16 protein-coding genes, 13 tRNA genes and 1 CRISPR repeat array are annotated in these 24,541 nt (G+C 49.2%); of the genes, 28 read left to right on the forward strand and 1 reads right to left on the reverse strand.

The features are described from left to right. The first annotated feature begins 126 nt into the window (after nucleotides 1–126). The 27 genes from THEAE_RS0102005 to namA all read left to right on the forward strand — a co-directional run bounded on the left by THEAE_RS0102005 (nucleotide 127) and on the right by namA (nucleotide 19,648). A tRNA-Thr gene (locus tag THEAE_RS0102005) sits at nucleotides 127–202 on the forward strand. Between the two features lie 9 nt (nucleotides 203–211). Then, a tRNA-Asn gene (locus THEAE_RS0102010) sits at nucleotides 212–286 on the forward strand. A gap of 33 nt (nucleotides 287–319) precedes the next feature. Next, nucleotides 320–394: transfer RNA gene (locus tag THEAE_RS0102015), tRNA-Glu, on the forward strand. Nucleotides 395–401: 7 nt separating this feature from the next. Next, nucleotides 402–476 (forward strand) — tRNA-Val (locus THEAE_RS0102020). Nucleotides 477–566: 90 nt separating this feature from the next. Further along, nucleotides 567–642: transfer RNA gene (locus THEAE_RS0102025), tRNA-Asp, on the forward strand. A gap of 13 nt (nucleotides 643–655) precedes the next feature. Beyond that, a tRNA-Lys gene (locus THEAE_RS0102030) sits at nucleotides 656–731 on the forward strand. A gap of 6 nt (nucleotides 732–737) precedes the next feature. Further along, nucleotides 738–821, forward strand: a tRNA-Leu gene (locus THEAE_RS0102035). A 944-nt stretch (nucleotides 822–1,765) separates the two neighbouring features. Continuing rightward, complete coding sequence (locus THEAE_RS0102040; protein WP_028986359.1) at nucleotides 1,766–3,955, forward strand: CRISPR-associated helicase/endonuclease Cas3; 2,190 nt, start codon at nucleotides 1,766–1,768, stop codon at nucleotides 3,953–3,955. Nucleotides 3,956–3,993: 38 nt separating this feature from the next. Continuing rightward, a complete protein-coding gene (gene cas5c / locus THEAE_RS0102045; protein ID WP_028986360.1) occupies nucleotides 3,994–4,695 on the forward strand; it encodes a type I-C CRISPR-associated protein Cas5c in 702 nt (233 codons plus the stop codon). Further along, a complete protein-coding gene (cas8c, locus tag THEAE_RS0102050) occupies nucleotides 4,685–6,427 on the forward strand; it encodes a type I-C CRISPR-associated protein Cas8c/Csd1 (RefSeq protein WP_028986361.1) in 1,743 nt (580 codons plus the stop codon). The genes cas5c and cas8c overlap by 11 nt, the downstream gene beginning before the upstream one ends. A 40-nt stretch (nucleotides 6,428–6,467) precedes the next feature. Next, entirely contained in the window at nucleotides 6,468–7,571 is a 1,104-nt protein-coding gene (gene cas7c, locus THEAE_RS0102055) for a type I-C CRISPR-associated protein Cas7/Csd2 (RefSeq protein WP_245605513.1), read from the forward strand. Between the two features lie 25 nt (nucleotides 7,572–7,596). Next, a complete protein-coding gene (cas4, locus tag THEAE_RS0102060; protein WP_028986363.1) occupies nucleotides 7,597–8,211 on the forward strand; it encodes a CRISPR-associated protein Cas4 in 615 nt (204 codons plus the stop codon). Continuing rightward, on the forward strand, nucleotides 8,208–9,236 hold the full coding sequence (cas1c, locus tag THEAE_RS0102065; RefSeq protein ID WP_028986364.1) for a type I-C CRISPR-associated endonuclease Cas1c: 1,029 nt from the start codon (nucleotides 8,208–8,210) through the stop codon (nucleotides 9,234–9,236). Before cas4 ends, cas1c begins: the two co-directional genes overlap by 4 nt. After that, nucleotides 9,233–9,532, forward strand: a complete 300-nt coding sequence (gene cas2 / locus THEAE_RS0102070; protein WP_005582657.1) for a CRISPR-associated endonuclease Cas2 — start codon at nucleotides 9,233–9,235, stop codon at nucleotides 9,530–9,532. Before cas1c ends, cas2 begins: the two co-directional genes overlap by 4 nt. 237 nt (nucleotides 9,533–9,769) lie before the next feature. Beyond that, a CRISPR array of direct repeats spans nucleotides 9,770–11,679; the repeat unit is 37 nt; unit sequence GTTGCACCCAGCCAACAGGCTGGGTGAGGATTGAAAC. Between the two features lie 279 nt (nucleotides 11,680–11,958). Beyond that, nucleotides 11,959–12,032, forward strand: a tRNA-Gly gene (locus THEAE_RS0102075). Nucleotides 12,033–12,043: 11 nt separating this feature from the next. Further along, nucleotides 12,044–12,120: transfer RNA gene (locus THEAE_RS0102080), tRNA-Pro, on the forward strand. A gap of 7 nt (nucleotides 12,121–12,127) precedes the next feature. Beyond that, nucleotides 12,128–12,204 (forward strand) — tRNA-Met (locus THEAE_RS0102085). Nucleotides 12,205–12,251: 47 nt separating this feature from the next. Beyond that, nucleotides 12,252–12,327, forward strand: a tRNA-Phe gene (locus THEAE_RS0102090). Between the two features lie 63 nt (nucleotides 12,328–12,390). Continuing rightward, nucleotides 12,391–12,475 (forward strand) — tRNA-Tyr (locus THEAE_RS0102095). A gap of 8 nt (nucleotides 12,476–12,483) precedes the next feature. Then, nucleotides 12,484–12,559 (forward strand) — tRNA-His (locus tag THEAE_RS0102100). 302 nt (nucleotides 12,560–12,861) lie between these two features. Then, entirely contained in the window at nucleotides 12,862–13,560 is a 699-nt protein-coding gene (locus tag THEAE_RS0102105) for a lantibiotic protection ABC transporter ATP-binding protein (RefSeq protein WP_005588020.1), read from the forward strand. After that, entirely contained in the window at nucleotides 13,557–14,315 is a 759-nt protein-coding gene (locus THEAE_RS0102110) for a lantibiotic immunity ABC transporter MutE/EpiE family permease subunit (protein WP_005588022.1), read from the forward strand. Before THEAE_RS0102105 ends, THEAE_RS0102110 begins: the two co-directional genes overlap by 4 nt. Beyond that, the gene (locus THEAE_RS0102115; RefSeq protein ID WP_028986366.1) at nucleotides 14,312–15,100 is read left to right on the forward strand and encodes a lantibiotic immunity ABC transporter MutG family permease subunit; all 789 of its coding nucleotides are present in this window, start codon (nucleotides 14,312–14,314) and stop codon (nucleotides 15,098–15,100) included. The genes THEAE_RS0102110 and THEAE_RS0102115 overlap by 4 nt, the downstream gene beginning before the upstream one ends. Before the next feature lie 26 nt (nucleotides 15,101–15,126). Further along, the gene (locus THEAE_RS0102120; RefSeq protein WP_028986367.1) at nucleotides 15,127–15,828 is read left to right on the forward strand and encodes a response regulator transcription factor; all 702 of its coding nucleotides are present in this window, start codon (nucleotides 15,127–15,129) and stop codon (nucleotides 15,826–15,828) included. A gap of 37 nt (nucleotides 15,829–15,865) precedes the next feature. Continuing rightward, entirely contained in the window at nucleotides 15,866–17,341 is a 1,476-nt protein-coding gene (locus THEAE_RS19715; RefSeq protein ID WP_211233464.1) for a sensor histidine kinase, read from the forward strand. Nucleotides 17,342–17,430: 89 nt separating this feature from the next. Then, the gene (locus THEAE_RS0102130; RefSeq protein ID WP_245605514.1) at nucleotides 17,431–18,567 is read left to right on the forward strand and encodes an acyl-CoA dehydrogenase family protein; all 1,137 of its coding nucleotides are present in this window, start codon (nucleotides 17,431–17,433) and stop codon (nucleotides 18,565–18,567) included. Nucleotides 18,568–18,616: 49 nt separating this feature from the next. Next, nucleotides 18,617–19,648: an NADPH dehydrogenase NamA gene (gene namA, locus THEAE_RS0102135; RefSeq protein WP_028986369.1), complete on the forward strand. Its 1,032-nt coding sequence runs from the start codon at nucleotides 18,617–18,619 to the stop codon at nucleotides 19,646–19,648. Nucleotides 19,649–19,857: 209 nt separating this feature from the next. On the opposite strand, the gene rpoN is transcribed toward namA, so the two are convergent. After that, a complete protein-coding gene (gene rpoN, locus THEAE_RS0102140; RefSeq protein WP_028986370.1) occupies nucleotides 19,858–21,210 on the reverse strand; it encodes an RNA polymerase factor sigma-54 in 1,353 nt (450 codons plus the stop codon). Nucleotides 21,211–21,454: 244 nt separating this feature from the next. Here rpoN and THEAE_RS0102150 point away from each other — a divergent pair, with 244 nt between their 5' ends. After that, nucleotides 21,455–24,541, forward strand: coding sequence for a molybdopterin-dependent oxidoreductase (locus THEAE_RS0102150; protein ID WP_052329698.1), 3,087 nt, complete (start codon nucleotides 21,455–21,457; stop codon nucleotides 24,539–24,541).

Genomic DNA, 24,541 nt, shown 5'->3' on the forward strand with positions numbered 1-24,541 from the left:
ACGAGGTAGATCGGTCCGGGGTGGAAGTGCAGCAATGCATGGAGCTGACGGATACGAATCGGTCGACCCCTTAACCATAGAGGAGCAATCTTCGCTCTTTCCTGATCCGGTTTTGAGGGAATAGCCGCCGGTGTAGCTCAAGTGGTAGAGCAACTGACTTGTAATCAGTAGGTTGGGGGTTCAAGTCCTCTCGCCGGCACCACCTGCTCATTCCGCAGTAGCTCAATGGTAGAGCAACCGGCTGTTAACCGGTAGGTTACAGGTTCGAGTCCTGTCTGCGGAGCCATAAAAAAGCTGACGGACGAGATTCCTTTGTAATGGCCCGTTGGTCAAGTGGTTAAGACACCGCCCTTTCACGGCGGTAACAGGGGTTCGAATCCCCTACGGGTCACCATTTTCACGGACGATTAGCTCAGTGGGAGAGCGCTTGCTTCACACGCAAGAGGTCGACGGTTCGAAACCGCCATCGTCCACCATCTTTTTTTCTTTATAAGGCTTTTTTCAATGAGAGATGCCCTCCTATTTGCAAGGTGGGGAATTCCGATACTTGAAATTAGACAGATTGTGGTGCTGTGGTGTAGGGGTCAACATGCCGGTCTGTCACACCGGAGATCGCGGGTTCAAATCCCGTCAGCACCGCCATGTTTAAATCCATGAGCCATTAGCTCAGTAGGTAGAGCACCTGACTTTTAATCAGGGTGTCACAGGTTCGAATCCTGTATGGCTCACCATATCATGCGGGTGTGGCGGAATTGGCAGACGCACTAGACTTAGGATCTAGCGCCTCGTGCGTGGGGGTTCAAGTCCCTCCACCCGCACCATCAAAAGCCTTGATAAATAAGGCTTTTTTATTTTGTCTTTTTTCACTCTAGTGGGACATGGTTCTAATTGGGAGCAGTTTGGGGGTAGTCAGCTAGATGGGGGCAGGCGATATTTCCGATAGTGTCAAGGCACCGAAAACATGCATCTTCATTTTGCCCCCAATTTGCGCCTTCAACAACCATGAGTACATAAAAATCTTTTCATTTAAAAGTGTTTCATTGAGTTTTTTTCCGTTTATGACTTCTGTTAAAAGTTGATCACAGTCTAAAAATAATAGTGTACCGTCAAGTGATGAAAATTACATTCGATTCTTACTACGTAACATTTTAAGTTTTGGAATTAAATATCTTAGCCCATAAGGGCTTTCACTGCTGTTAGAGTTAGAAACTTCGTTTACGATCTCTAACAAAAGGCAAAACTTATTTCTGCAGTATCGTCCCTTGTGCTAACAAAAGATGTTCATTTCAAGTTAACTTGGCCATCGATTCAAGATTAAATATCTCCGGATACACTCCATTCACATGCTTTCTGACATGAGGCTCCACCCACTTCAAAGTTTAATAGGATGTAAATCAAAAATTTTTTTGAAAAAGAAGGAAAAAGCTGATAAATATCGAAATATAAAATATAACTAGTTGAAACTGGTAAAATGTAAAATATCATATGTCGTTTAGAAGGAGAAAAACTCAGTTGGCACATCGTCATTACGTCTTTTTTACGTCTAAAGTCATCTTATGGTCTTTATTTAAGACCAACTATAGTTGAGTGGATGATAGGAAAAACATTTGAACCTCAATGATTTGAATGAGATTGCTCGTTATTTTGGCAATTACTATGTGCATGATCGCATTTCCCTTTCTATCAAGGATAGAGATTCATTTTATGCCGAACATGCTGTCATTCACTGGTAGATTGCTGAGGGGAACTAAGGTGGGAATGAAAAATGGAAAATTTCTATGCTCATACACCTTCTGAAGAAGGGCGGAAGTGGCACGATCTCAACGATCATTTGCTGAACGTCGCCCGTTTGGCGCGTGATTTTGCCAATCCCTATCAGGGTGGAGATGCAGCATATTTGTGTGGGCTTTTGCATGATATTGGCAAGTTTCATCCTGAGTTTCAGGAATATTTGGAGAAGCAGGCAAAGGGAGAGAATGGGATGAGTGTGCCGCATGCCATATGGGGAGCAGCTTTGGCATATCAAATTATTTGGAGAAAGATGAGGCATCCCGAGCTATGGAAACCTTTTGCGCTTCCTGTTGCCGGTCACCACGCTGGATTAAATTCATCGGGCAGCTTATCTCTCATTTTGGAGGAGCGGATCGAGAAGCAGAAGTCGCATTTTCTTGAAGTATTAAAACATGCCGAGCCTTTTTTGCGCGAGTATGTGTTTCCGTACATACAAAAGGAATGGGAGCTGCCGGCGTTGGCCAAAACGGAACGGGAGATGTGGATCCGGATGGTGTTTTCAGCTCTTGTCGATGCCGATTACCTGGATACGGAACGTCATTTTCAGCCCACACTTGCTTTGGCGCGACGACAGCTAAATTCTGTGGAAGATTTATGGAACCGCTTTGCGGCTGATCAGCAACAATTGATTGACAAAGCGGAAAATACGCTCGTCAATCGGGTACGGAAGCAGGTTTATGAGGCGTGTGTCGAATCGGCGGCAAAACCACAAGGCGTGTTCAGGTTGACGGTGCCAACCGGTGGGGGAAAGACACGAAGCGGCCTGGCTTTTGCGCTCAAGCATGTGGCAGAACACCAGTTGGATCGCGTGATCGTGGCAATTCCGTACACCAGCATTATTGAGCAGACGGCAGGTGTGTACCGCGAGATTTTCGGTGACGAAGCGGTGCTTGAGCATCACAGCCAAGTAGATATGGAAGATGACGAGGAGCAAAACGAACATGTGATCAGACAACGTCTTGCGACTGAAAACTGGGATGCACCGCTTGTAGTCACGACAACGATGCAATTATTCGACAGCCTGTTCAGCAATCGCCCCGGAAAAGTGCGCAAATTGCACAATTTATCCCGGAGTGTCATTTTATTGGATGAAGTCCAAACATTACCCCCTGAACTGTTAAGACCGACGCTGGATGCGCTTGCGATGCTGGTGAAGCACTGTCGTTCCACGGTGGTTTTGTCGACTGCCACGCAACCGGTTTTTGAAGAAAGCCGTTTCCTTGAGGCATTCTCCGATTTGGCGGTAGAAGAGATTCTTCCCCAGGAATTGGTGAACGATCACTTTAGACAACTAAGGCGAGTCGAGTATGAGGTATGGAAAGGACCTGCTTTATTGGAGGAATTGGTGGACTTTATTCGTGAGCAGCGCCAGGTTTTGGTGGTATTTAACACGCGAAAGGAAGCAAAGAAATGTGTCGATCTTCTCAAGGAAGATGGGGACGTATTGCATCTTTCATCCCTTCTATGCGGTGCTCATCGCCGCAAAATTCTTGCTGAGGTGCGTTCGCGCCTGACCGAAAACCGTCCTGTGCGATTGATTAGCACACAGGTGGTGGAGGCCGGGGTGGATCTGGATTTTCCGCTTGTTATGCGACAAATCGGACCGCTGGATCGCATGGTTCAGGCGGCTGGCCGCTGCAACCGCGAAGGCAAATTAAACCGAGGCCGGGTGATCATTTTTGAAACGCAGGAGGGTGGAAGTCCGCGCGGACCATACCGGGTGGCACTGGAAGTGGCCCGCGCCATGCTAGCGCGCATACAGGCGGAGGATTTGCACCAGCACCATCTCTTTCGAGACTACTTTCAACAACTTTTTGCTTCGGTTGATCTGGATCAGAGGAAAATTCAGACTGACCGGGAGGTGATGGATTATCCACGTGTGGCAGAGAAGTACAGGTTGATTGATCAGGATACGGTTCCGGTGGTGGTTCCATATGAAGACAGTCAAAAGTACCTGCGTAACTGGGAAAAGGAGCCTTCGCGAAAGAACCTTCGCCTCCTGCAGCCATACATCATCCAATTGTATCAGTGGGAAGTGCAGAAAAAGGAAAGGGAAGGATGGTTGCGATGGGTGTCAGGGAATTTGTATCAGTGGCTGGGGGGATATGACGAGTTGGTGGGGATGACAGAAGAATTTTATGACCCATACGATTTGATGGGGTAAACAAATGTGTGAGTTTTGTAGGGGAATGGAGGGTCAAGATGCAACAACGCGCGCGCGTGCAGGTGAAGATTTGGGGAGAATATGCTTGTTTTACCCGGCCCGAGTTTAAGGTGGAACGGATCAGTTATCCGCTGATCACGCCTAGCGCAGCAAGGGGAGTGCTGGAATCCATCTTTTGGAAGCCCGAATTTCGCTATGAGATCCGTAGAATCGGCGTGCTGCAACTTGGCAAACAGGAAGCCATCTTGCGCAATGAGTTGATGAGCAAGCAAGGCAGAAACCCGATTTTGATAGAAAATGACCGCGCGCAGAGGACAAGCCTGATTCTAAAGGATGTAGCTTATCTGATCACAGCGGATATTGTTCTCAAGCCGCGGGCGGCCGATCCGGTATTTAAATACCGCGATCAGTTCAACCGGAGGGTGGAGCGAGGGCAGTATCATCACACGCCCTATTTGGGAACACGCGAATTTGCCGCTTATTTTTCCCCGGTGGAGGCTGATACCGCAACACAATCAATTGACTTAGACGTGGGAACCATGCTGTTTGATTTTGCTTTCATTGAGGATGAGTCGCGAAGGGAGGTGGATTTCCTACGGCATGATGGAACAGGAACGCGAGTAGCTTCCGGGTTTGCGCAACCGCTGTTTTTCGAGGCGCGGGTCGAAGAGGGCTGGCTGAATGTGCCGCAGGATAAATATATGGAGTTGTACCGATTGGAGGGAAAAGATGCTTTATGAACTGATCGAATTGGCTACAAAACTGCAGAAGGATCAAAAGTTGCCACCCGCCTCTTATAAATCGAAATCAGTAACCTGGGTGATTGATTTGAGCGGGGACAAGCCTTACCTTAAAGGGCCATTTAAGAAAGGAGAGTATCGGAGCGTTGAGGCACCGGATCGTCAGCGCTCAGGAAGAGTATCATTGGATAATTTGAAGCCTTACTTGTTATTAGACGATGCCCGGTACGTGTTGGGCATTCCGGAAAATCCGGAAAATAAAACAAAAGTGGATGAATCGGAGTTGATGCATCAAGGATATGTCCAGCTTCTACAAGAGGCTTATGCCAAAACCGGTGTTGGAGAGCTGGCCAAGATCTTGGAGTTTTTAAACCAACCGCTTCCAGAGGAGTTTCGACAGAAAATCAAGGCAAAAGATATCGTTACATTTCAGACAAACCAAGAGATGCTTCCTTTTGAAAGGCCGGATATACAACGATTTTGGTCGGAATACCTGGCAGAGAATCTGCTTTCCGACGATGAAGCTGAGTGTTCCATCTGTGGTAAGAAAAAGGCATATGTGCGCTATATACCTAATCCTGTTATGGTGTTTGGTCAATCGTGCCAACTGACTTCGTTTAACAGCGCATCTTTTAAATCAATGGGTAAAGACCAGACGAACAATGTGCCTGTCTGTTTTTCCTGTGCCACTCTAACCGTGGACACATTCAATTATTTATTGCGAGAGACTCATCATCACACGGTCCTACTTCGAAATGAAAGAGATCCTTTGCGATCGCAGATCGCGGTGTATTGGTTGAAGCAACCAACAAAAATGGATTGGAACGGGATCGTCGTAGACCAGAAGTTATTGGCAGCCCCGATCCAAAACCTGGTTTTTGACGAAGAAGTAAAGCGGCGGGTTCCTCCACCGGAGCTTGGCCAATTGCAAGAGTTGGTCAAAATTCCTTGGACAAGCCGTGAGCAAGCATTACGAATTGATGAAGCCTCTTTTTATATGGCTATCCTCTCTGCCAACAAGGGCCGCCTTGTGGTCAGGGAATGGATTCATACGTCGGTCTTGCGATTGTTGGACAGCTTGGGTCAATACTTGGACGCGATACGCATCATTCATCCAAATGGGGAGCAGGATAAGTTGCTGCCGTTGCCTGCTATTCTTCAGGCGTTAGAGGTTTCTGACGCCAATCTGGTCAGGCAATTTATGCATACAATTTATCAGGGATACGCCCCTCCAAATCAATTGTTGATTGCCGCTCACCAGCGCTTTCGTTTGCCGCAAGTCTTGACAGATAAAACGGAAACGTGGAGATACCACGCTCTGGCCAGTGTTTTCAAATTGGTACTCACATACGGAAAGGAGGAAGCGAAAACGATGGAATCTCTCAACCCTGGGTATTTGAAACCGTCCTATCTTTGCGGTCGCCTGTTGGCTGTCCTGGAGGAAATCCAACAGAGGGCTTCTGGTTTTAAAGTGGGTTCTACCATTGTCCAACGCTTTTATGGTGCGGCATCCACCGCGCCGGCGTCCACTTTTGGTCCCCTCTTGAGGCTTGCGACAACGGCGCATTTGCCGAAAGTGTCATCCGAAATGGCGCGATTGTTGGAAGAGGTGATCCGGCATCTGGATGAAGCGGGGGGTTTTCCTTCCACGCTCAGTATGAAACAACAGGCGGAATTTGGGCTAGGCTTTTATCATCAACGGGCAGAGTTTAGCAGCAAAAGGAAAAAATAAACTCATAAGCATGGAGGAATCTGTAATGACGAAACATTATTTGGACCCGAAAAAGCGACATGAGTTTGTCTTGTTTTACGATGTCAAGGATGGAAACCCGAATGGCGATCCCGACGCGGGGAACCTGCCGCGCGTAGATCCCGAAACGATGCATGGTATTGTCACCGATGTGGCGATCAAGCGGAAGATACGCGACTATGTGGCCAATGTTCTTAACAGGAAGATCTTTATCCAAAGCCAATCAGCACTAAATTCGCTCATTTTCAAGGCTTATCAAGAAATTGGTGTCGAATTGGCAGAGATATCGCTTAGTGAGGAAGAACAAGAGAATACGTTGCTCATCGAGTGGTTGTTCGGTTTAGAAGAGGCTGGAATTACATTGGAAGAGGATAAATTGATTTATGCGGCTGAAGATGTCAAAGAAAAGGATATCCGGAATAAATTGCTTGAAGGACTTGAAGAGGCAGGCTTTAAGCAGGAGTTAGAATCGATCTTGAAAAATATTGCGAAACGTTTGGCACAGGCAGCCAATAACATGAAAATTGACGAGGAAACACGACGAAACGCACAAAACACATTGTGCAAAAAATACTTTGACATTCGCGTATTTGGGGCTGTTATGTCGACAGGTCTCAACGCGGGACAAGTTCGAGGGCCTGTGCAATTGACTTTTTCCCGATCCATAGATCCGGTTTTCCCTTGGGATTTGACAGTTACCCGGATTGCCATTACCAAAGAGTCGGATCGTCGCAGAAAGAAAACGGAGATGGGGAGAAAGCCTTTGATCCCATACGGATTGTACCGCACCCATGGTTTTTTCAATCCATTTTTGGCGGAGAAAACAGGTGTCACTTCGGAAGACTTGGAGGACTTGTGGGATGCTTTGACAAATTTATTTGATTTTGACCGTTCGGCGGCGCGTGGAGAGATGAATGTGCGCGGGTTGTTTATATTTACACATGAGAATGGAAAAGGAGCTGCTCCGGCACACCAGTTGTTTGAGCTGGTAAAGGCGGAACGTCGTATGGATGTACAAGTACCGCGTTCTTTTGAGGATTACGTGATCCAGGGACCTGTGTCCAAAAGGGAGATTGATGTCCCGTTGGAAGGATTTCCTGGGATAACAGTGACTCGGCTGGTATAGGTTTAAAGCAGAAGGAGAAAAGGGAATGGATTGGGCGGATGATGGGTGGATCATGCTTTCTGCTTTGCAGCATTACGTGTATTGCCCACGACAGTGTGCTTTGATCCATCTGGAACAAACTTTTGAAGAAAATATTTTTACATTGCGGGGCAACCGAGTACATGAGCGGGTAGATACCCCAGACGATGAACAGTTGCCCGACAGGCGAGTTGAGCGTGCGTTGCCGATTTGGTCCGAACGGCTAGGGCTTATCGGCCGTGCCGATTGTGTTGAATTCCTCTCGGATGGAACGCCGTATCCGGTAGAATACAAAATAGGGAAGCGGGCATCCAAACAAGCGGATCAGGTACAACTTTGTGCCCAAGCGCTTTGCCTAGAGGAAATGTTTGGATTACCTGTACCGAAAGGAGCTTTATACTATTACCAGTCAAGACGGCGCTTGGAAGTGGAAATGACAAGAACTCTTCGAAATTTGGTGGAGCAGACAGTCAGCCATGTGCGGGAGATGTTGCAGATGCAGCATCTTCCTCCGCCGGTCAATGATACCAGGTGCCGTGACTGTTCGCTGCAAGAGGTGTGTCTGCCGCAAGTATCTGCTTCCTTGAATATTTCCGCGTGGTTAAGTGAGGACGGATCATGATCAAAACAATACTCAATACCTTATATGTCCAGACACAGGGATCCTATTTGCATCTAGATCATGAAACGGTGATTGTTGAACAAGAAGGAGAAAAAGCATTGCAAGTACCTCTACACCATATTGGTACAATTGTGATGTTCGGAAATGTTTTGATTAGTCCATATTTGCTGGGTAGGTGTACTGATCAAGGTATTAGTGTGATTTGGTATGACGTTTATGGACGTTTTTCCGCTCGTGCGGTTGGGAGAACTAATGGGAATGTGTTGTTAAGACGAGCACAGCATCAGGTTTTGAATGATGAAAAGCGGGCATTAAAACTCGCATCACGTTTTGTTATTGGCAAACTCAGAAACAGTCGGTCAGTAGTGCAACGAGCGATCCGTGATTATCCGGATAGCAAAACGTCGCTAGAGAAAGCAGCTAAGCAGTTGAACCAATGTATACGCGATGTGGACAAGCAGGTTACAATAGACGAATTACGAGGGGTGGAAGGGTACGGTTCTTCTGTTTACTTTGAAGCTTTTTCCTCTTTGCTAAGGACGGATGATGATTTTTTCGTTTTTGAACTTCGCTCTAGACGCCCGCCTCGTGATCCGATCAATGCCTGCTTATCTTTTGCGTATAGCATGTTGACCCAGGATTGTATTTCAGCCTTGGAAGGGGTGGGATTGGATCCTCAGATTGGATATCTGCATACGCTTCGTCCGGGCAGGCCGGCCTTGGCCTTGGATTTAATTGAAGAGTTTCGGGCATATTTGGCAGATCGTTTCGTACTCACTTTGATAAATCGAAAGCAATTGTCAAAAAGTGATTTCGACATGCGCCCTGGTGGCGCTGTACTTTTAAATGAAAAAGGACGCCGAACTTTTTTGGCGGCATATCAAAAGCGTAAACAAGAAGAAATTCATCATCCAATTATCAATCAAAGGGTACCATTGGGGCTTCTTCCTCATGTACATGCTCGTTTGCTTGCAAGGTATTTGCGAGGAGATGTTGCCGATTATGTACCATTTATCATGAGGTGAGTAGCTTGGATATTCTGGTTACTTATGATGTTGAAACCCAGGAGAAAAGTGGACAAAGAAGACTTAGGAAAGTGGCAACTATTTGTCAAAACTATGGACAAAGAGTACAAAAATCGGTGTTTGAGTGTAGGGTCACACAATCGCAACTTGAAGATATGGAGCACCAACTGTTAAAAGTTATTGATAAGGAAAGAGACAGTTTGCGGATCTATCTGCTATATGGGGATCGGAACAGGGTAACCCGAGTCTATGGTAGGGATGACTACATTGATTATGATGCTCCTATTATTTTATAATCGTAAACATTGTAGGAGACTTGTAGAAGATGATTCTTGGCGTTTGGAAATCGACATATGTGCGAACGTGGAGCAATGATGAAAGAAGGGGGGGTTCGCAATGGCGCAAAATACTAGTAATTATGCATTGGTTATTATGCGTGTCTGTTTAGATGCCAACAATATTATGAGCAGAAAATTGAGTTTCGCGTTTTTGTCTTGTAAGTTCCAGACCTGTTAAAGGATTTGAACGCGAGTGTTGCACCCAGCCAACAGGCTGGGTGAGGATTGAAACAGAAAGAGATTAGCTAAACGTTATGATACAATGCAAGTTGCACCCAGCCAACAGGCTGGGTGAGGATTGAAACAGCAGAGTTTGCACCAACAAATACAACAGAACTAACGTTGCACCCAGCCAACAGGCTGGGTGAGGATTGAAACTTCCACTACCGGGAGTGCCCGTATAACACACGATGTTGCACCCAGCCAACAGGCTGGGTGAGGATTGAAACAAAAGGAGATCCTCCCAAACGGTTAGGGAGACAATGTTGCACCCAGCCAACAGGCTGGGTGAGGATTGAAACTTCTATATCTGTTTTAATACTATAGAAACATTTGTCGTTGCACCCAGCCAACAGGCTGGGTGAGGATTGAAACAGTTGCACCAGGATGGTGAGAGGGAATTAATCACGTTGCACCCAGCCAACAGGCTGGGTGAGGATTGAAACCTAAACTGGCTAATAAACGCTCTTGCGGTTGTTGTTGTTGCACCCAGCCAACAGGCTGGGTGAGGATTGAAACAATTAAGGACCTTATCTGACGATCGACCATTCTCGTTGCACCCAGCCAACAGGCTGGGTGAGGATTGAAACAGTTTCAAGGTATTCACGGAGTTTCTTTTTTGATTTGTTGCACCCAGCCAACAGGCTGGGTGAGGATTGAAACCCCATACAGGGTGGAGTATACCACATCCGGTGGGCGTTGCACCCAGCCAACAGGCTGGGTGAGGATTGAAACGTGAGAACCTGGAAGGTGTGCTGCGGGCAAGACGCGTTGCACCCAGCCAACAGGCTGGGTGAGGATTGAAACAGTTAGGCACGCAAGAAGAATGACATCTAGCCTGGTTGCACCCAGCCAACAGGCTGGGTGAGGATTGAAACCGTATACTCCTGAAAGAAGCGTAACTGATTTAAATGTTGCACCCAGCCAACAGGCTGGGTGAGGATTGAAACAATCCGTGTCTAGTAAATCCGCCTGATCAAGAAGGTGTTGCACCCAGCCAACAGGCTGGGTGAGGATTGAAACCATCATCAAGATACCAATCCACTACATCTAATTGGTTGCACCCAGCCAACAGGCTGGGTGAGGATTGAAACACTATATACTAAAGTCAGGAGGTGAAATCAAAGTGTTGCACCCAGCCAACAGGCTGGGTGAGGATTGAAACATCAACAAATCCTTGAGTGCTGCTGGGTGTAAATCTGTTGCACCCAGCCAACAGGCTGGGTGAGGATTGAAACCAGATGGAAAAGTGATGACGGGGAGAAATATCAACGTGTTGCACCCAGCCAACAGGCTGGGTGAGGATTGAAACAGAAGGAAAACGTCTTGCACGACAAAGATAATAAGTTGCACCCAGCCAACAGGCTGGGTGAGGATTGAAACATCACCACCTCACTCATTGGCTGCAAACTCCATGAGTTGCACCCAGCCAACAGGCTGGGTGAGGATTGAAACTTCAATCTCAGTGGACAGCGCTTTTCCGCGAAGGGTTGCACCCAGCCAACAGGCTGGGTGAGGATTGAAACTTCAATCTCAGTGGACAGCGCTTTTCCGCGAAGGGTTGCACCCAGCCAACAGGCTGGGTGAGGATTGAAACAGTTATCAATTGAAAAGGGGTTTTATGGCAAAGAGTTGCACCCAGCCAACAGGCTGGGTGAGGATTGAAACATAATTGGGATGACCTTTAACGATGGTTTCTATGGGTTGCACCCAGCCAACAGGCTGGGTGAGGATTGAAACAATACCAGTCGATTGGCAACCGATGCAGTCGGTTGCGTTGCACCCAGCCAACAGGCTGGGTGAGGATTGAAACATGTATCACGCACAGGATAAGACGATCAACACCCCCGTTGCACCCAGCCAATAGGCTGGGTGAGGATTGAAACTCTAAAAGAAGTGTGGCAGCAGCGGGATCGTATCATTGCACCCAGCCGACTGGGCAGGTTCAATTGTTTCGATTTTTCGTTCAATTATGACTACACATCATGTTATTTTTATACCAAATATTGGTATGCATGAATATTAGGTTTACAGAAACTACCGGGAAAAAGTGATTGCAAAACGATAGAAGTCATGATACAATACCTATCGTCGCCAAAATCCACACCTGAATTACACCATATATTTTGATCAATCATCGAAGATGACTGGTGCCTCCCCAACTTGCGGGCGTAGTTCAATGGTAGAACTCCAGCCTTCCAAGCTGGTAGCGTGGGTTCGATTCCCATCGCCCGCTCCATTTCGATATGTCGGGATTTAGCTCAGCTTGGTAGAGCGCTTGGTTCGGGACCAAGAGGTCGCAGGTTCGAATCCTGTAATCCCGACCATGTTTATGGCGGTGTAGCTCAGCTGGCTAGAGCGTACGGTTCATACCCGTGAGGTCGTGGGTTCGAGCCCCTCCACCGCTACCATCTTAACTGAAGCGTTGACCCACTTCATTTGTCAGGTCACATTTTATGGCTCGGTAGCTCAGTCGGTAGAGCAGAGGACTGAAAATCCTCGTGTCGGCGGTTCGATTCCGTCCCGAGCCACCATCAAAACGACAGATTTTATCCTTTCTGACATCTTGTTTCTGATGTCCGGTTTTATTGGTATTCGGAGGGGTAGCGAAGTGGCTAAACGCGGCAGACTGTAAATCTGTTCCCTCTGGGTTCGGCGGTTCGAATCCGTCCCCCTCCACCATTCCCATGGCGGTCGTGGCGAAGTGGCTAACGCACCGGATTGTGGCTCCGGCATTCGTGGGTTCGATTCCCATCGACCGCCCCATGTAACGAAGGCAGATAAAGATGATATACAAACTGTGCAAGATGTCAGGCAAGAAGAACCTTAATGCGAGGTTCTTTTTTTATGCTCTAAATTGCACATTGGCCCAAACTCCCCAGAAAGAACATTTTATTTGAAGGATAGCGACCAACGAGAAGTACTCCAAGGGAGTTTACGGTTTCTCCAAACCCCGAAGTTCCCCTGAGGATCTTCGGGCTTCTTTATGATTTCTTTAGAATTGCCCTCTATCGTGTGAGTGTAGACGAGATTCAAATATTCACACATGAATGGAGGGGCTGAAAAGGATGCCGGAGGTTATTCTGGAAACGAAAGGCTTGAAAAAATATTATGGGCGTCAGCTTGCGGTGAATCAGGTTTCATTACGAATTCCAAGGGGTTCCATCTATGGACTGCTTGGTCCCAATGGAGCCGGGAAATCAACGATACTAAAGATGCTTACAGGATTGTTACGCCCATCGGGAGGCGAGATCTACGTGTTTGGGGAGCCCTGGCAGCGAAAGCATCTGGAACGAATCGGTGCACTCATCGAGTCCCCGGCCTTGTATGGCAATCTGACGGCGGTTGAGAATCTCCTCGTTCACACCCGATTGATGGGCCTTCCCAAGGAAAGGATTAAGGAAGTTCTGGAGACGGTCGATTTGAAAGATACGGGGAAAAAACCGGCTTCCCGGTTTTCCATGGGCATGAAACAGAGGCTGGGAATCGCCATCGCTCTTCTGGGAAATCCCGAATTATTGATTCTGGATGAGCCCACCAATGGTCTCGATCCCGTAGGGATTCAGGAATTGAGGGAATTGATTCGTTCCTTCCCCGAGCGAGGGATGACCGTCATCTTATCAAGCCATATCTTGTCGGAAGTGTCACAGCTTGCGGACCATATCGGCATCCTCAGCGATGGAGAGCTCAAACATCAGAGCAAAATAAGCCATGATATCAACCTTGAGGAATTATTCATGGACGTGATTAGGGGGGAGAAGAGATGATGAAGATCCTGCGGGCGGAGAGCGTGAAATATAGGCGGACTTTTACCAGACGTCTGGTCTTTTTTGCTCCCCTCTTTTTTATCCTTATCGCATTATTACAAAAATTATTCATGCCGGTGAATTATTTAAAACCATGGCGGCTTCTTCTCGTTCAGGCTTATAATTGGTGGCCGGTTCTATTTATTCCCCTTGGGATCGCGCTCTTTGCCGTCTTGGTGGCGTCCCAGGAAAAAAGGGCGGGCAACTATCGCAATGTAAAAGTGCATCCGCTCTCTCCTTCGCTGATCTGGGCAGGTAAAATGATCATGATGGCCTTTCACACCTTGCTGGCAACCCTGGTACTGATCGCAGCCGTTCTCATCTCCGGTCTGATCACCGCAGAAGGAGAGGTGCCATGGACGGAGGTTTTTGCCGGAGGGTTCATCCTATGGGTTACCTCGCTCGTGCTCATACCGATTCAATTATGGGCGGCTACTTGGAAAGGGACTCTTCTCAGCATGGGCGTCGGATTGATCGGAATGATCGCCGGAGTAGTGGCTGCACCGGAAACGTATTGGATCTATGTCCCATGGAGCTGGCCGACGAGGCTTATGGCTCCGATCATTGGGGTTCATCCCAACGGAGTTCCCTTGGAAGCGTCGGACCCCCTGCGTGATCCTTCCGCCATCCCCATCGGGATCGGTTTGTCATTGGCGGCTTTTATTCTCTTTACGCTTATGACTTCCATGTGGTTTCACAGGAGGGAGATTCGATGATGGAAATCATGATATCGGAGTGGATGAAGACGAAACGAACAACCATACGGTGGCTAACATTTTTACCCCCTTTTCTTTTGTTTGCCTCGTTTTTATGGTATTTTTCTCGAAGGGTGATCACCTTAGAAACGCAAATTTCCATGTTTCAAGCCTTTTTTCAGGTTTGGACCGCTCTGGTGATCCCGCTGGGCGCCGGATTGCTATCCGGGCTTTTGGTCCATCAGGAAGAACTGGCCGGCAGATTCGTCGGCTTTCTCATCAATAAGTATCCGCGACGGGATCTCTACCTTGGGAAGCTCACCTTGATCGTCTTATTGGCATCCGTGAGCACTCTGCTGGCAACATTGATCCTTGTCATGGGATTCGATCTCATATCGGATATACCGATCTCTTATTCACCTTTTTTCGCAGCCGCGATCATGGCGATCATCGGTAGCCTTCCGCTGCTGGCTTTTCATCTATGGGTCAGCTTTGCGTGGGGCATGGGTGCCTCGATCGGAATAGGCGGTGGGGGAATGCTCCTCTCCGCACTGATGGCGACCAATCTGGGCAATTCGATCTGGCCCTATGTGCCTTGGGGATGGCCCATACGGTTAGCGGGTTTAACGGGAGCCTATCTACTCTATGTCCCCGGCATGAAATCCCCGCCTGAAATGATCTCTTCCGGTTTTATACGGGATCAAATGATCAAAGGATTGGTTCCGGCGGTTCTGGTTCTCATCGCGATGGTGGTGGGCGGGGTCATCTGGTTTCAAAGGTGGGAAGGCAGAAAAGCATATGAATAGAGGAAAATTGAAGTGAGCGTGATTCTATGAGTCGGATTCTTATCATCGATGATGAGGAAGATCTGGTCCATTTGTTGAAAGATTCCTTGGAGGGGAAAGGGCATCAGGTATTCACAGCGTACGATGGGGAGACCGGGGTTAAAAAGGCCCGGGTACAACAACCGGATCTCATTATTCTCGACATTATGATGCCCGGCATGGACGGATATGAAGTATGCCGGAAAATAAGGGATGAGGTTCTTTGCCCAATCCTATTTTTAAGCGCAAAACAGTCGGAGGCCGATAAGCTGAGGGGGCTGGCCCTTGGAGGAGACGACTTTTTAATCAAGCCCTTCAGCCTGAAAGAACTGATGGCTAGAATTGAAGCCCATTTAAGAAGAGAGATGAGGGCCATTTTCCTGAATCAATCCCATCAAAGGGTATGGATACACATCGGAAAGCTCTCGGTCGATTTGAAGTCAAGGCAAGCGAAGATCGATGGGAATGACCTGCCGCTCACCAGACGGGAATTTGACATTTTGGAGTTGTTGCTCATGCATCCGGGTCAGGTCTTTTCAAGGGAGCAGATTTATGAGAAGGTGTGGGGATGCGATGCGGAAGGGGATTCATCCACCGTCACCGAACATATGAAAAACTTGAGGGCAAAGATTGCGGCTTTTGATCCCGATACGGAGTATATCTCCACGGTGTGGGGCATTGGGTATCGATTTGAGAAGGTGATGGGATGATTGTATACAAAATCAGGTATGTTGCGGGTGAATCATCATGTTGGAAAAAATGTCGCTCAAGTCCCAATTTATCCTCTCATTTGTTTTAATCATGACATTAAGCCTCATCGCCACCATCGTCACGTATTTTGGGGGCTATCTTCTTTTTTTAAAATTGCAATATGAAAAAATCTATCCGGCCAACTACTATGAGAAGCAAATCCCCGCCATGGAAGAGGAGATCAAGAAAAAAGGAGTATCCCTTTTCAATGAAACGGAAAAACCATCCCTGGAAATGCTGATCCCTTCCGAAGGAGTTTTGTATCAGATTATGGATGAAAATGGAAGTCGGCTTTATGGGACAGAGGAGGGAAAACTGATAAAGAGCAAAGAGGATCTCTATGATAAAATCAACACGACCTTTGCGATGAACGGGAGGTATGTGAAAATCGTCCCCATCTTCGATTCCCAGGGTACGTTAAAGGGAGCCGCCTCCTTTTCCTACACGTTAACCCCTCACTACGCAAGGGAACAGGATAAAATGTGGATCATGCCTCTCTTTATTCTCATCGCGTTTTCTCCGTTCCTTTATATCCTCCTCTTTACATGGCTCTTTTCCAAAAAATTATCCGAAAATATCCGCAAACCGGTGATGATGCTGATCGATGCCTCCCGAAAAGTGAGGGAAAAAGATCTCGACTTCCACATCGAGTATACGGCAAATAATGAAGTGGGCAGGCTTTGCCAATCGTTTAATGAGATGAAAAACGAGCTTAAAAACTCTTTACTCGCCCAATGGAGAGCGGAGCAGGAAAGGCAGGAGATGGTTCAGGCACTCGCCCATGATTTGAAAACCCCGCTCTCGGTCATCCAGGGTTATGCGGAATCCCTTCTTGATGAACCCTCCGGGGACTTACGGAAGAGGGAGAAATATTTGCGGATCATAACGGATCATGCAAGGAAAGGGTTGAAGCTGATCCAAGAGATGCTTTACGCATCTGAGATGGAAAGGCCCACGGCAACCCTTCGCATCACCCCCGTAGACCTCTCCTCTTTTTTAATGGAGAAGAAGGAGAGTTATGAGATGATCGGAAAAGGGAAAGAGATCCATTTCAACGTGGAGGTCGTCTATGAAAAACCGGATCAGGCGATCTGCCCGGTTGATGTGGAGAAACTGGATCGCATTTTGGACAATATTGTGGGGAACAGCATTCGGTACACGCCGGAAGGTGGAACGATTACCATTCGTGCCCAGGTTACCCATGATCATGTCCGATTTACGATTTGTGATACAGGAAAGGGGTTCAGTAAGAAAGATCTTTCCAATCTCTTTCAGAAATTTTACCGAGGCGATCAATCCCGTTCTACCAAGGAAGGGCATGCGGGCCTCGGTCTTTATGTGGCCAAGAAAATGGTCGAAATGCACGGGGGGAATATGACCGCCTTTAATGCAGACAAAGGAGGGGCATGCGTCGAATTCGAACTGTATTTTAACGGGGGGCTATACACAAGCAAAAAGTTGCCGAAGACATGACGAACATAACGAATGCGGGTATAATGGGCGGAGGGAGTATTCACCATGATGGGATCATACGAATCAGAGCAATGGAAGGGTGTGAGAGGATGAACCGATGGGAGGAGAGGGCTTTAGAATTGGCGAAAAGATGGGGGGAAAGGGCGGGGGAGTATGACCGCACCGGTTCTTTCCCCTTTCAGAATTTTGAGGAACTGAAAAAGGAAGGTTTCCTTACCCTTACCGTTCCGAAAGAATATGGCGGGGAAGATTTCTCCCTGTCGCAATTGATTCGGATTCTGGAAATATTGGCCCAAGGGGATGCCTCCACCGCCCTTGGGCTGGGTTGGCATTTGGGAATCATCATGAAACTGAGGGATTCCCGCCTGTGGCCGGAAGAGAAATTTCAGCGGCTTTGTCATGAAGTGGTAGAATCCGGTGCGATGATCAATTCCATCGCCACCGAACCGGCGACGGGCAGCCCCAGCCGGGGAGGAAAGCCAACCACCAAGGCGGTGAAGGATGAAGGGGGATGGCGGATTATCGGGCATAAAACCTGGGGAACCTTAAGCCCCATCCTTACCTATTTCATCATTACCGCCTCCATTGAAGGAGAAGAGGAGGTGGGAGAATTTCTCGTTCATCGGGACCGGGAGGGATTGATGATTGAAGAGACCTGGGATAGCTTAGGCATGCGGGCGACAGGTAGCCATGACCTCTTCTTCCGGAACCTTTTTCTTCCCGATGAGGACCTCGTGTTCCGTAAAGGACCGAATCGTCCTTCCCCAGGAAGAGAGGATTACGGGGGATGGCTTTTGCACATACCGGCTACGTACTTGGGAATTGCGGAAGCAGCCCGGAATTTCATCCTTCAATATGTTAAGGAATATAGACCGAACAGCATCGGTCAGCCGATTGCAACGCTCCCATCCGTCAGGGAGAAAATCGGAGAGATGGAGCTTAAGCTCTTTACGGCCCGGACGGTTCTTTATGCCACGGCCCGGGAATGGGATGAGAATCCGGAAGAAAGGAAAGGACTGGTAGGGAGGCTTTCCGCCACGAAGATGGTTGTTACCAACGCGGCCATCGAAGGGGTCGATTTGGCGATGCGGATCATGGGGGGGCATTCCCTCTTGAAGAAATACCCCTTGGAGAGGTATTATCGGGATGTCCGGGCAGGATTGCATAATCCTCCCATGGATGATTCGACGATTCGGTTATTGGCCCAGGAGGCATTGGGGGATTAGGCAATTTTTAAAAAGACTGTTTAGCTGAGAACCCAAGGAGGGATAGAACGTGAGCTTGTTATTTACCCCGTTTGCCATAAGGAATGTGACGTTAAAGAACCGCATCGTGATGTCCCCCATGTGCATGTATTCCTGCTATGCGAAGGATGGGAAGGTGACGCCGTTTCACATCACCCATTATGTGAGCCGAGCCGTGGGACAGGTGGGACTCATCGTGCAAGAGGCGACCGCCGTACTTCCGGAAGGGAGAATTTCTGAGGAGGATTTGGGGATTTGGGAGGAGGATCAACTGCCGGGCCTCACCCAATTGGTAGAAGAGATTCACCGATATGGAGCAAAGGCAGGAATTCAGCTTGCCCATGCCGGGAGAAAGGCGGAGGTCAGGGGGACCATCTATGCCCCCTCGGCGATTCGTTTTAATGAGAGATATGCCGTTCCCGAGGCGTTAACCCTTGAGGGGATTCAAAAGGTGATTGATGCGTTCCGGGCAGGAGCGGAGCGAGCGAAGAGGGTAGGCTATGATGTGATCGAGATTCATGCCGCCCACGGGTATCTGCTCAATCAATTTCTTTCCCCGTTAGCCAATCGTCGGGAGGACGAATACGGGGGAAGCGCGGAAAACCGCTTCCGCCTCCTCGGAGAGGTGATTACGGCGGTGCGTGACGTATGGCAAGGTCCCCTTTTCGTCCGCGTCTCCGCCGACGAGTATCATGAAAAGGGAAACCGGGTGAAAGATTGGGTCCGTTTCAGCGGCTGGATGAAGGAGAAAGGGGTTGACCTGATCGACGTAAGCTCCGGAGGGGTGATTCCCGGAAACGAGGCGAAACCGATTCCCCTAGGCCCCGGGTATCAGGTGCCTTATGCCAGGGAAATCAGGGAGAAAGGGGAGATTCCCACAGGGGCGGTGGGACTCATCACCTCGGGCCGGCAGGCGGAGGAGATTTTGGAGAAGGGAGAGGCCGATCTTATTTTCATCGCCCGGGAGCTTTTACGGGATCCCTATTTCCCCCGGAGAGCGGCCCTCGAGTTGGGGGAGAGCATTGAAGCGCCTGTGCAGTATAGGCGGGGCTGGAACTTTTAAAGGCAACCGCTTCGTTTTCCTCGGGATAAGGGACACCGATTCTGAAAATGGCCGTCCCTTGGGGTGGCACTTACATCGGTTCGACTTTTTTGCTCGCGGCAAAAGCGGGCTCCATGGGGTTTTTGGCATGACGTGTGGCCATGCCATAGGCCTTGGCAGGACACTGGACCTACAGCGTGTTATAGATGAAGGGGATTGGACAAGGGGGCTTACCGACCGGTCCGCCCCTTCTTTTTTCTTTTTCGTTTAGAGGTAGACGGAATGCCCAGCTCCTCCCGGTATTTTGTGATGGTCCTCCGGGAAATCTCAATCCCTTCCGATGCCAATTGATCCGCAATGTGTTGGTCGGAGAGGGGTTTTTCTTTATTTTCTTTCTCGATCAGTTCCTTGATCTTTTTCTTTACAGAGTCGCTGGTCAGAGCAATCCCTTCTTTGCTCGTAAAACCGGAAGGGAAGAAGTATTTCAGCTCAAAGGTTCCAAAGGGGGTCTCCACATACTTCCCCTGAGTCGCCCGGCTTACGGTGGACTCATGAACACCGATCTCTTCCGCAATCTCTTTTAGGGTGAGGGGGATTAGGTTTCGCCCTTCGAAGAAGGCGGACTGACGGGAGAGAATCGCCTTCATGACCGCATAGAGGGTGGTTTTTCGCTGCTCCAGGCTGCGGATAATCCCCTGAGCTTCCTGGAGCATCGTCGAGAGATAACGTCCCGTCTCCGGATCGGGTATGCCTTCGTGGAGAAGTTTTTCATATTCCCGATTGAGGTGTATCCGGGGAAAGAGTCTCTCGTTTATCTGAAGGACCCATTCTCCTTCGATCCTTTGAAGGAAAAGGTCCGGATAGATGTAATGGGGAGGTTCGGCGTAAGCCCCCGTCAAGGGGCGGGGACTTAGGTTTTCTTGGATATATTTGGACCACTCTTCGATTCTTCGAACAGGTAGATGCAGAGATTGGGCGATCTCCTCATACGCGTGCTGAGCCAAGTCTTCCAGATGTTCGGAAACCAAGCGGTAAAGGCCCTCTTCCTCCACGCCCAAACGCTTTAGCTGAAGGAGGAGGGATTCTTTTAGATTCCTGGCCCCTACCCCCGGAGGCTCCAAGCTCTTAAGGAGGATTACCGCTTCTTCCACCTTTTCTTCCTCAATCCCCAGGCGGGAGGCGATCTCATCTGGTTCTAAACGAAGATAGCCCCCTTCTTCCAAATTGCCGATCAGATAGAAAAGGATCTTCTCTTTTTCAGGAGGAAGACGCAGGAAACGTACTTGCTCCATGAGATCGAACAAAGGGGAGTACTCTCTTTCGGGAATCCTTTCCCATACGGGGACTTTCTCTTCGTCCCATGCAGCGTGTGAACGAAGCTTCCTTTCAGGAGATCGAAGGGGAATCTCGATTCCACTCACCCAGTGCTCCACCTCAAGCAGGGGATTCTCCGCCGCCTTTTGGGATAGATATTGAATCATCTCAACCGCAGGGATTTGCAGGAGGTTGATGGTGGTGAGGATCTGGGGAGATAACGTCTGTTTTTGGGCAGGAATTTGGCTCAATCCTTGTTGATAGCGCATACATGACTCCCTCCCTCCCCTCTTTTCTTTATATCTTATCATATGGCGGAGAGATCGTGGAGCTTCCCCAGTTTTGTAAAAAGGACAAAGGGGATGACAAATTGACATGCCTATGCGTTCGAAAAATGACAAAAACCATCCGAACGCGCGCGAGGAACGCTTTCATAGGAGAAGATTTGTGTTTTGGCATGAAACTTGCATGGGAGAGGGGTGAGAGAAAAATGATGGCAAGGGAGGATCCGTGATGAAATGGGAATTGTCGAAAGAGGAGCATAAAATCAGTCGAAGGCAATTCTTAAAAGTTTCGGGGGTGATCGGCTCACTCAGTATCTTCGGCTTGGGATTGGGGAAGGTGGTGACCGACAAAACTTTCTCCCCCCTTTCCCGGCGGGTTGAAAACTCTACGAAGACGAGCCAGGAGCCGGAGGCCCGGGTGGATCTGGTCACCGGGAAGGTGGAACAAAACCCGAACTATGTGATGCGGAACAGCGTCTGCCTAGGCTGCTTTAGCAACTGCGGGAATCGGCTTAAGATCGACAAGAGAACGGGGAAGATTGTGAAAGTATTTGGCAACCCTTATCATCCCAATTCGGCCCAGGAGCCCCTTCCCTATGAAACCCCTCTCCTTGAAGCTTATCTTGCCGGAAGCCGTTATCAGGATAAAGGCATAACCCATCGGGCCACCGTCTGTCCCCGTGGAAACAGCGCCTTTGAGACCACCTACGATCCCCAGCGCATCCTGGTTCCCTTAAAGAGAAACGGAGAGCGGGGTTCGGGGAAATGGAAACCGATCTCCTATGAGGATCTTCTGAACGAAACCGTAAATGGGGGCGTGCTGTTTAAGGAGTTGGGAGAAGAGCAGGTGATCGAAGGATTTAAGCAGGTGCATGATGTAAAAAACCTCATCGATCCCACCCGGCCAGAACTGGGGCCGAAGGCAAACCAACTTGTGGTGCTTAGCGGAAGATATGACGGGAGAACGGAATTCCTGAAGCGGTTTCCCTCTGCCTTCGGAACGGTCAACCTATACGGCCATACAGGGATCTGCGGGGGATCGAGAAGGGTGGCCTATCAAGCCTTTACCGACGAGTGGCGGAAGAGTCCCCACATGAAGCCCGACTTTGATGAAGCCGACTTTATCCTCTTTTTTGGGACAGCCCCAGGCCAGGCGGGAAACCCTTATCAACCCATTTCCCGAAAGACGGGAACGGCGGCAGCGGACGGCAATCTGCAATTTGTGGTGATTGATCCCGTCCTTCCCAACCTGGCGGGGACGAAAGGAAAATGGATCCCCATCCGTCCCGGAACCGATGGCGCCCTGGTGATGGGGATGATGCGCTGGATCTTTGAAAAAAAGCGGTATAATGAAGCCTATCTTTCTGCTGCCAATCCGAAGGCGGCCGCTGCCAAAGGCTATCCCAGTTGGACCAATGCCACTTATTTCATCGTGGATGATCCGAAACATCCACTGTACCGTAAGTTCCTGCGGGCCTCCGATGTGGGATTGGGGGGAGAGGAGGAGTACGTCCTTTTGGACAAAACGAGCCACACCCTGACCACTTCCAAGAATGGAAGTGTTGGAGAGATCCTGTATAAGGGGGAGATCGAAGGAGCAAATGGCGCCAAAATCTTGGTGAAAACGGCCCTCATGGCCCTGAAGGAAAATGCGGAAAAGAGGACGTTGAAGGAATATAGCGACATTTCCGGAGTTCCGGTGGAGAAAATGATCTGGCTCGCCGATCAGTTTACCCGCCATGGGACCCGGGTGGGAACCGACCATCACGGCGGGGTGATGCACCCCAACGGCTTTTATACCAGTTACGCGGTGATCCTCCTAAACGCTTTGGTCGGAAATGTGAACAAAAGAGGGGGAATGAGCAAGAGTGCAGGAGGCTATCTAACTTTTGACCCGGGCCCCCGCTATGACCTCCTCAACATCCCGGGCAGTCCCAAAGGGAAAGGGATGCGGATCTCCAGGGACAAATTCGCCTATGAAAAGACGCGGGAGTATAAGGAGAAGGTGGATAGAGGAGAGAATCCTTATCCTGCCGAGGCGCCTTATTATCCCTTCGCCCAAGAGATGATGCAGGAGGTCCTCCCCAACGCGCTAAGAGGGGATCCCTATCGGGTGAAGATTCTCCTGAATCACCAAATGAATCCCCTTTACACCGTCCCGGGTCTTTACCAAAAAGATGTGATCGAAGCACTCAAGGATCCGAAGCGACTTCCCCTCATCATCTCCATTGATGTGGTGATGGGGGAAACGACCTCTTTCGCCGATTATATCCTGCCCGATACCGTCTTTTATGAAAGCTGGGGGATGCCCAGCGTCTGGAACGGGATGGTGAATAAGGTTTCGGCGACCCGCTGGCCGGTGGTTGCTCCCAGGACGCCGAAGCTGGCCGATGGCCGTTATGTCAACATGGAAACCTATCTCATCGATGTGGCCAAACGGTTGGGCCTACCAGGGTATGGGGAAGGGGCCATTCCGGGGAGCGACGGAATGCGTTATCCCCTGCACCGGCAGGAGGATTTCTACCTCCGGGCGGCGGCCAATATCGCTTACGACGGTGAACCGGTTCCCGATGTGGATCCGGCTGAGGTGAAGCTTACCGGCATTGACGAGATGCTTAAGGGAGCAGAGGGGGTTTTATCCCAGGAGGAATGGCGCAAAGTTCTCTATGTCCTGGTGCGGGGTGGAAGGTTTGAACCCAGGGAAGCGGCTTACGTAGGGGATGATCTGAAATATAAATTTCCGCGCATGCTTCACATTTATAACGAAGCGGTGGCGATGACCAAAAACGCCATCACCGGAGAGTTTTTTGAGGGGACGGCCACCTATGTAGAACCGGCCTTTATCGACGGGAAACGGATCACCGACCATTATTCGCCGACGGAGTGGCCCTTTACCCTCATATCCTACAAATCCCGCTACCGGAGCGTCTCTACGCTGGCGAACATCAGTCGGCTTCAAGATCTGAAAGAGGCGAACCATATCGAAATCGCCGGGGAAGATGCCCGCCGCTTGGGAATTAAGGATGACGACCCGGTAAAGCTCATTACCCCCAGCGGCGAGGCGACAGGTCGGGCAAAGGTTCGGGAAGGACTGATGCCCGGAACCGTGGCCATTGCCTTCGGATATGGGCATTGGGAATATGGTGCGAAAGATCGGGAGATTGGCGGGAAGATACTTCCAGGGAATAAGAAAATCGCCGCAGGGATCGCTTTAAATCCCCTCGTCTTCCGGGATCCCCAGGGAAGGATCGTTAACGATCCGGTAAGCGGCGCCGTCTCCAGAAATGATACCCGGGCAAAGCTTGTGAAACTGTGA

The sequence above is a fragment of the Thermicanus aegyptius DSM 12793 genome, from assembly GCF_000510645.1.
GTDB classification, from domain to species: domain Bacteria; phylum Bacillota; class Bacilli; order Thermicanales; family Thermicanaceae; genus Thermicanus; species Thermicanus aegyptius.